Below are 5,651 nucleotides of genomic sequence, written 5' to 3' on the forward strand. Positions count from 1 at the left end.
CAAGACAGACAGCAGTTTCTCAGCCTTCATAGCCCTCGCAGCGACCGTTATTCGCCTCAGATGAACGTCAACAGGCCCTAATTAAGATTAATAAAGTCCTAACATTGCTGCTGCGTTAATTCTGGGGAGAAATACTGTGAGCCAGACTGATTTTCATTACGACTCCGTGGTCGAGGCCGGTAGCCTGCGCAAGCAGCTGCGCCCCTTCAAAAGAACCGCCTTTCGCCTTTTCAAGCTGACCTTCGACAAGTCCGTGGCGCTGATCTGTCTGCCAGTCATCGCGATGGTTGCGCTGGCGCTGCTGGTGCTGAACCCGGTCTACAATCCCGGGCCGCTGTTTTTCAGCCAGACCCGCATGGGCCGTCATGGCAAACCGTTCCGCATGATCAAGTTCCGCACCATGCTCGCCACCAGTCAGGTGACACGCAGCCACGAGGATGGCGTGGAAGAGACCCGGATCACCCGGCTCGGCCGCATCCTGCGAAAGTACCGCATCGATGAATTGCCCAACATGATCAACGTGCTGCGCCACGAGATGAGCGTGATCGGCCCGCGTCCCGACGCCTGGGACCACGCCACCGCCTTTGCCGAGAAAGTGCCAGGCTACATGGCGCGCCACGCGGTCTTTCCCGGTATCACCGGTCTGGCGCAGGTGCGGCAGGGCTATGCCGAGGGAATCGACCAGACCGTCGCCAAGGCGCGGCTGGACCGGGTCTACATCCGTCAGCAGGGCTTTGGCTCGGAATTGCAGATCATCATGGACACCATCCGCGTGATCCTGTCGGGCTTCGGCGCGCGCTGAAGGGGCCAGCCGGAGGATTATCGGCGCGGCGGATAATCGTTGTTATGGTAAGTAACAGGACAGCCAATGTGTCGGCATTCATCATGCCGGCCTTTTTTGTCCGGTGGTCTTTGGTCCGATGACCAAAGGCGCTAGGCCGTGACAGACTCCACTACCGCAAAGGCCCGATCCTTGCCCCTCGTTTCCGTTGTCACCGCCGTCTTCAACCGCGAAGACACGATCGCCGAAGCCATCCAGAGCGTCGCGGCGCAGGATTACGCCGATGTCGAGCATGTCATTCAGGATGGCGGATCGCGTGACGGCACATTGCAGGTCATCGACCGGGTTGCGGGGCCTGCCGTATCGCTGCAAAGCACGCCCGATGGCGGCATCTATGAGGGGATCAACCGGGGCATCGCCCGCACCACCGGCGATATCATCGGGCTGATGCATTCCGACGATCTGTTTGCCGACGCGGGCATTGTGTCGGCCGTGGCCGCGGCCTTTGACGATTCGGAAATCGACGGTGTGTACGGCGATCTTGATTACGTCGCCGCAAACGACACCGGCCGCATCATCCGCAAATGGCGCTCGGGCGTGTATACTCCCGACAAGCTGCGCCGGGGCTGGATGCCACCCCACCCCACCCCACGCTGTATCTGCGGCGTGCGGTGTTTGATCGCTGGGGCCTTTATGACACGCAGTTCCGGATCAGTGCCGATTACGACGCGATGCTGCGTTATCTGGTCCGGGGGCAGATCCGCCTAGCCTATGTGCCGCAGGTCTTTGTAAAGATGCGGGTCGGCGGGGAAAGCAACCGCTCGATCCGGAAAATCCTGCGCAAAAGCACCGAGGACTATCGCGCCATTCGTGGCAATGGTGTAGGCGGGATGGGCACCCTGATGGCTAAAAATTTCTCTTAACTGGGACAGTTTTTCTGACATGACCAAAAGCGCATTGATCACCGGCATCACCGGGCAGGACGGCTCTTACCTTGCGGAATTCCTGCTGGCCAAGGGCTACGAAGTGCATGGCATCAAGCGCCGGGCCTCGTTGTTCAACACCCAGCGGATCGACCATATCTATCAGGATCCGCACGAGCCGAACCCCAAGCTCAAGCTGCATTACGGCGATCTCACCGACACCTCGAACCTGACCCGCATCCTGAGTGAGGTGCAACCCGACGAGGTCTATAACCTTGGCGCGCAATCCCATGTGGCGGTCAGTTTCGAGGCCCCGGAATACACCGCCGATGTGGACGGGATCGGCACGCTGCGCCTGCTCGAAGCGATCCGGTTTCTGGGGCTAGAGGGCAAGACACGGTTTTACCAGGCCTCGACCTCAGAGCTTTACGGTCTGGTGCAGGAAACCCCGCAGCGTGAAACAACGCCGTTCTACCCGCGCAGCCCTTACGCGGTGGCCAAGCTCTACAGCTACTGGATCACGGTGAACTACCGCGAGGCCTACGGGATCTATGCCTGCAACGGCATCCTGTTCAATCACGAAAGCCCCCGGCGCGGCGAAACCTTTGTCACCCGCAAGATCACCCGCGGTCTGGCCAATATCGCCCAAGGGCTGGAACAGTGCCTGTATATGGGCAATATCGATTCCTTGCGCGACTGGGGCCATGCCAAGGACTACGTGCGCATGCAGTGGATGATGCTGCAGCAGGATGTGGCAGAGGATTTCGTGATCGCGACGGGCCTGCAATACTCGGTTCGCGAGTTCATCACATGGTCAGCCGCCGAATTGGGGATCGAGCTGGAATTCTCCGGCGAGGGCGTGGACGAGACCGCCACAGTTTCTCGCGTCACCTCGGACATGGCGCCGGCGGTCAAACCGGGCGACGTGATCATGCGCATCGATCCGCGTTATTTTCGCCCCGCCGAGGTCGAGACCCTTTTGGGCGATCCATCCAAAGCCAAGGCCAAACTGGGCTGGGTGCCCGAGATCACCGCGCAGGAAATGTGCGCCGAAATGGTCAGCGAAGACCTGAAAACCGCCCGCCGCCACGCCCTGCTCAAGGCGCATGGGTACGACTTGCCGATGGCGGTTGAGGGGTAAGGCGATGAAATATTACATCGCAGGCCATCGCGGCATGGTGGGCGGCGCGATCCTGCGCCGGTTGCAGGCGCGGCGCGACGCCGGCGAGGCGATGACCCTGATTACCCGCACTCATGCCGAGCTGGACCTGACCGATCAGGCTGCGGTGCGCGATTTCATGGCCGACCAGCGCCCCGATGTGGTGATTCTGGCTGCCGCCAAGGTCGGCGGCATCCATGCCAACAACACCTACCCCGCCGAGTTCATCCATGAAAACCTGATGATCCAGTGCAACGTGATCCATCAGGCCCATGCGGCAGGGGTGCAGCGGCTGCTGCAACTGGGATCAAGTTGCATCTACCCGCGTATGGCCCCCCAGCCCATGGCCGAGGATGCGCTGCTGACCGGCACGCTGGAACCCACCAACGAGCCCTATGCCGTGGCCAAGATCGCGGGCATCAAGCTCTGCGAAAGCTACAACCGGCAATACGGGCGCGATTACCGCTCGGTCATGCCCACCAACCTTTACGGTCCAGGCGACAATTTCCACCCCGAGAACTCTCATGTCCTGCCCGCCCTGATCCGCCGCTTTCACGAGGCGGCGCAGGCCGGGCTGCCCGAGGTAACGATCTGGGGCAGCGGCACGCCCCGGCGCGAATTCTTGCATGTCGATGACATGGCCGAGGCCAGCCTGTTCGTGCTGGACCTTGACCCCGCAGCCTATGTCGCCAACACGCAGCCGATGCTGAGCCATATCAACGTGGGCTGCGGCAGCGACGTGTCGATCTTGGAGCTGGCGCAGATGGTGGCACAGATCACGGGATTCAAAGGACGCATCGCCACCGACCAGTCAAAACCCGACGGCACCCCGCGCAAGCTGATGGACGTCATGCGGCTGGCCGCAATGGGCTGGCAAGCACGCATCAGATTGGAACAGGGGATTGCCGAGACCTATCAGTGGTTTCTGGAACATCAGGACGGGGTGCGCATTTAATGATCATCAGGGAAATTACAGTATCTTGACGAACATGCTGGAACCCTGATCACTAGAATCCTTTCGTTGCATGCCAAGTTCGCCTAAGGGGTGGAGGATATGTGAAAACACCCGGATATGGTATGGTTCCTGCGGCCAAGGCGAGCAGGCTGCGAGCTAGCGGCAAGATGCCCTCGTTGTCCGCAAATCGGACATTGTTGCCTTCCAGCTGGACTTGCTCGATGGAGTATATTTCCTTGCAAATCTTCCATATGATGGAATAATTGCAAGGTATGTACCAACGCCAGACCACTCAGATCGTACAATCCGCCCTCGATACCCAAGCGGCTGTTGTCCTTTTGGGACCCCGGCAGGTTGGCAAAACCACACTTGCGCTTGAAATAGCGGAGCAACGCCCATCTGTGTACCTTGATCTGGAACGCAACGCGGATCGGCAGGTTCTGACAGAGCCCGATCTTTACCTGGATGAACAAGTAGGCAAGCTCGTCATCCTAGATGAGGTTCAGCAGATGCCGGACCTGTTCAAGACCCTCCGTGGGCAGATCGACATGCGACGGCGCAAGGGGGCCCGCACAGGGCAGTTCCTCCTGCTTGGGTCTGCATCGAATGTGCTGTTGCATCAATCGGCCGAGTCCCTTGCCGGGCGAGTTCGCTATATCGAGATGCCGCCGCTCCTGCTGGATGAAGTCGGCGAAGACAGATTGAACGACCTGTGGCTGAGAGGTGGTTTCCCGGACAGCTTCCAAGCGGACAGCGACCGGGGCAGCCTGACCTGGCGCGAGGATTTTCTACGCACCTACCTTGAGCGCGATATCCCCGCCCTCGGGCCGCGCATCCCGGCCGCCACGCTGCGCCGCTTCTGGACAATGCTGGCGCATGCGCAGGGTGGACTGCTAAATGCAGCCGCGCTAGCCGAGGGTCTGGGTGTCTCGGGTCAAACTGTGGGACGATACCTTGATTTGCTCGTCGATCTTATGCTGGTGCGGCGCCTGCAGCCTTGGCATGAGAATGTCGGCAAGCGCCTCGTCAAGTCGCCAAAGGTCTTCGTCAGGGATAGCGGCCTCGTCCACGCGTTGCTTGGCCTTGGTTCGCTGGAAAGCCTGCTGGGGCACCCGGTGGTCGGTGGAAGCTGGGAAGGGTTCTGCATCGAGACCTTGATCGCCGCTGCGCCAACGGGAACCGAACCCTTCTTCTACCGGACCGCAGCGGGTGCGGAGCTTGACCTTGTTCTGCGGCTTCCCGGGGAGGACATCTGGGCGATCGAGATCAAGCGTACTACAGCACCCAAAGTGTCGCGTGGCGCCCATCTGGCAGTCAATGACATCAAAGCGGACCGAAAGATCCTGGTCTATGCCGGCGCACGCGAGGTCCCGGCCGGTGACGGTCTGCGTGCAATGCCTTTGGCCAACGCCGTGGGCCAGCTGCGCAATCTGTAGGGACCTTGACTGCCTCGGGTCCGAAATTCCAGCCACTGTATGCGGCCAGCCAGCGGTAGACTGTACGCTGCGCCGCGTCCTTCCGGACCCCCCGGAACACGAGGTTCTCCCGCTGGAGCTCGGACGGGGATATCTCGCCCCGGAGCAACCGTTCTTCGTCCCGCGCTCGGGCCTTCTCTGCCGCCCGGTTCCTGATGATCGCAGACATCACCGCGCTCCCGACTATACTGACTGATGATGCCCCGGATGAGATGTACGCTGTCACTTGTTCTGATCTACGTTGTCACTTGGTTTGATCCGCCGGGATTATCTTGGACGTGGTGGCATATGGTGGTGTCAATCTGCATTCAAAACTGACCCATCGTGATCATTTAAAAATGACCCACCCGGGGGGTAG

6 protein-coding genes are annotated in these 5,651 nt (G+C 60.2%); all 6 read left to right on the forward strand.

Translation table 11 applies throughout. From position 1 onward, the window contains the following. The first annotated feature begins 136 nt into the window (after window positions 1–136). The 6 genes from ACFTOW_RS13975 (at window position 137) to ACFTOW_RS14000 (ending at window position 5,254) form a co-directional block, all read left to right on the forward strand. Complete coding sequence (locus ACFTOW_RS13975) at window positions 137–802, forward strand: sugar transferase (protein ID WP_379916740.1); 666 nt, start codon at window positions 137–139, stop codon at window positions 800–802. Window positions 803–940: 138 nt separating this feature from the next. Next, complete coding sequence (locus ACFTOW_RS13980) at window positions 941–1,549, forward strand: glycosyltransferase (protein WP_379916742.1); 609 nt, start codon at window positions 941–943, stop codon at window positions 1,547–1,549. Next, on the forward strand, window positions 1,513–1,704 hold the full coding sequence (locus ACFTOW_RS13985; protein WP_379916744.1) for a hypothetical protein: 192 nt from the start codon (window positions 1,513–1,515) through the stop codon (window positions 1,702–1,704). The genes ACFTOW_RS13980 and ACFTOW_RS13985 overlap by 37 nt, the downstream gene beginning before the upstream one ends. Window positions 1,705–1,723: 19 nt before the next feature. Then, window positions 1,724–2,845 carry a GDP-mannose 4,6-dehydratase gene (gmd, locus tag ACFTOW_RS13990; protein ID WP_379916745.1) on the forward strand — a complete coding sequence of 374 codons (1,122 nt, stop codon included), beginning with the start codon at window positions 1,724–1,726 and terminating at the stop codon, window positions 2,843–2,845. Between the two features lie 4 nt (window positions 2,846–2,849). Then, window positions 2,850–3,818, forward strand: coding sequence for a GDP-L-fucose synthase (fcl, locus tag ACFTOW_RS13995; protein ID WP_379916747.1), 969 nt, complete (start codon window positions 2,850–2,852; stop codon window positions 3,816–3,818). A 272-nt stretch (window positions 3,819–4,090) separates the two neighbouring features. Continuing rightward, a complete protein-coding gene (locus tag ACFTOW_RS14000) occupies window positions 4,091–5,254 on the forward strand; it encodes an ATP-binding protein (RefSeq protein ID WP_379916749.1) in 1,164 nt (387 codons plus the stop codon). Window positions 5,255–5,651 lie beyond the last annotated feature (397 nt).

Source organism: Lacimonas salitolerans, from assembly GCF_042677865.1.
In the GTDB taxonomy this organism is placed as follows: domain Bacteria; phylum Pseudomonadota; class Alphaproteobacteria; order Rhodobacterales; family Rhodobacteraceae; genus Lutimaribacter; species Lutimaribacter salitolerans.

Excerpts from the sequence above, each read along its gene's own strand:
- ACFTOW_RS13985 (WP_379916744.1), top strand. The coding sequence starts at position 1,513 with ATGCTGCGTTATCTGGTCCGGGGGCAGATCCGCCTAGCCTATGTGCCG.
- gmd (WP_379916745.1), top strand. The coding sequence starts at position 1,724 with ATGACCAAAAGCGCATTGATCACCGGCATCACCGGGCAGGACGGCTCT.
- fcl (WP_379916747.1), top strand. The coding sequence starts at position 2,850 with ATGAAATATTACATCGCAGGCCATCGCGGCATGGTGGGCGGCGCGATC.
- ACFTOW_RS14000 (WP_379916749.1), top strand. The coding sequence starts at position 4,091 with ATGTACCAACGCCAGACCACTCAGATCGTACAATCCGCCCTCGATACC.